The following is a 1348-nucleotide window of genomic DNA, read 5'->3' as shown; positions in this document are numbered from 1 at the left end:
GAAAATACCTTTCAGGGCGCGATCTGCGACCAACGCCCGAGAAAATCCGTTTCTTCCCGGAATAATTTTGCGCGCGCCGCTAGGTGCCTACTTCTGGCGCACGCCGAAGCTCTGAAACCCCTGGCGCATCAAGGGTTTCTTCGACGACAGAACGCCGGAGTTGACGCCGGTCCAGCCGATCTCGCCGGACAGCTTGCCGTATTCGATCTTCGGGCAGCGGTTCATCACCATCTTGATGCCGGCCGCCTCGGCGCGGGCGGCGGCCTCGTCATGACGCACGCCAAGCTGCATCCAGACGACCTTGGGCAACGGGTCGAGCTTCAGCACCTGGTCGACGATTCCCGGCACCGCCGAGGAAGCGCGAAAAATGTCGATCATGTCGACCGGCTGTGGCAGGTCGGCCAGGCTGGCATAGACAGTGCGGCCCAGGATCTCCTTGCCGGCATGGCCGGGGTTGATCGGGAACACCGAAAAGCCTTTGGCCAATAGATATTTCAACACGAAGTAGCTCGGCCGCACATCGTTGGGCGACGCGCCGATCATGGCGATCGTCTTCACCGAGTTCAAAATGCCGGCGATGTAGGCGTTGTCGTAAGTGTCGTGATTCATGGTTCGTCCTCATACAGCGCTTCGGCGAGAAAGGCAGCCGGGTCGCTGCAGAAGTCGCGCATCATGCGAAAATGATCGGTATCCTGAAAATCGATCGGGTCGAGGCCGAAGCGGCTGATGCGGAAGAGCCGCGCATACGGACAGGCCATCAGCAGCGGCGAGTGCGTCGCCATGATCACCTGCGCCGTGCCGGATTGCTCCATGCGTTGAAGCAATTTGAGCAACTCGATCTGGCGCGTCGGCGACAGCGCGCTTTCGGGCTCGTCGAGGATGTAGATGCCTTGCCGGCGGCAGCGCTCCTCGAAGAAGCGGATGAAGCCTTCGCCATGCGACCAGGACAGGAAGTCGGGTGGCGGTGGCCTGAACGGATCTTCGAGCGCAACCTTATCGAGATAGCGCGCGACCGAGTAGAACGATTCAGCGCGGAAGAACCAGCCGGCGGTGACTTTCGGCAGCCAATGGCCACGCAGCGTGTCCGCAAGCGCCGCGCCGCTTTTGTCGATGGCGATGGAATGATCTACCGGACGATACCCCTTGCCGCCGCCTGCCTCGTCATAGCCTGCCAATGCTCCGATCGCTTCCAGCAGCGTCGATTTGCCGGTGCCGTTCTCGCCGACGATAATGGTGATGGCCGAGGCGAATTCGAACTCGAATTCGCGGTCGCGAAAAATCGGCAAGTTCCAGGGATATTTATCCCAATCGGCAACGCGCGACGGCTCAAGCAGGATGCGCTTGAGAT

General features: G+C 60.6%; 2 protein-coding genes. Both read right to left on the bottom strand.

Annotation, left to right across the window (positions count from 1 at the left end; translation table 11 throughout):
- Positions 1 to 87: 87 nt before the first annotated feature.
- A complete protein-coding gene (locus EOA24_RS38060) occupies positions 88 to 609 on the bottom strand; it encodes a CoA-binding protein (protein WP_126082859.1) in 522 nt (173 codons plus the stop codon).
- On the bottom strand, positions 606 to 1348 hold a 743-nt coding region (locus EOA24_RS38055), incomplete at its 5' end, for an AAA family ATPase (protein WP_127410831.1). The genes EOA24_RS38055 and EOA24_RS38060, both read right to left, overlap by 4 nt.

The organism is Mesorhizobium sp. M2A.F.Ca.ET.039.01.1.1, assembly GCF_003998035.1.
Lineage (GTDB): Bacteria > Pseudomonadota > Alphaproteobacteria > Rhizobiales > Rhizobiaceae > Mesorhizobium.
This window is presented reverse-complemented; position numbering and strand designations above follow the sequence as displayed.

Excerpts from the sequence above, each read along its gene's own strand:
- EOA24_RS38060 (WP_126082859.1), bottom strand. The coding sequence starts at position 609 with ATGAATCACGACACTTACGACAACGCCTACATCGCCGGCATTTTGAAC.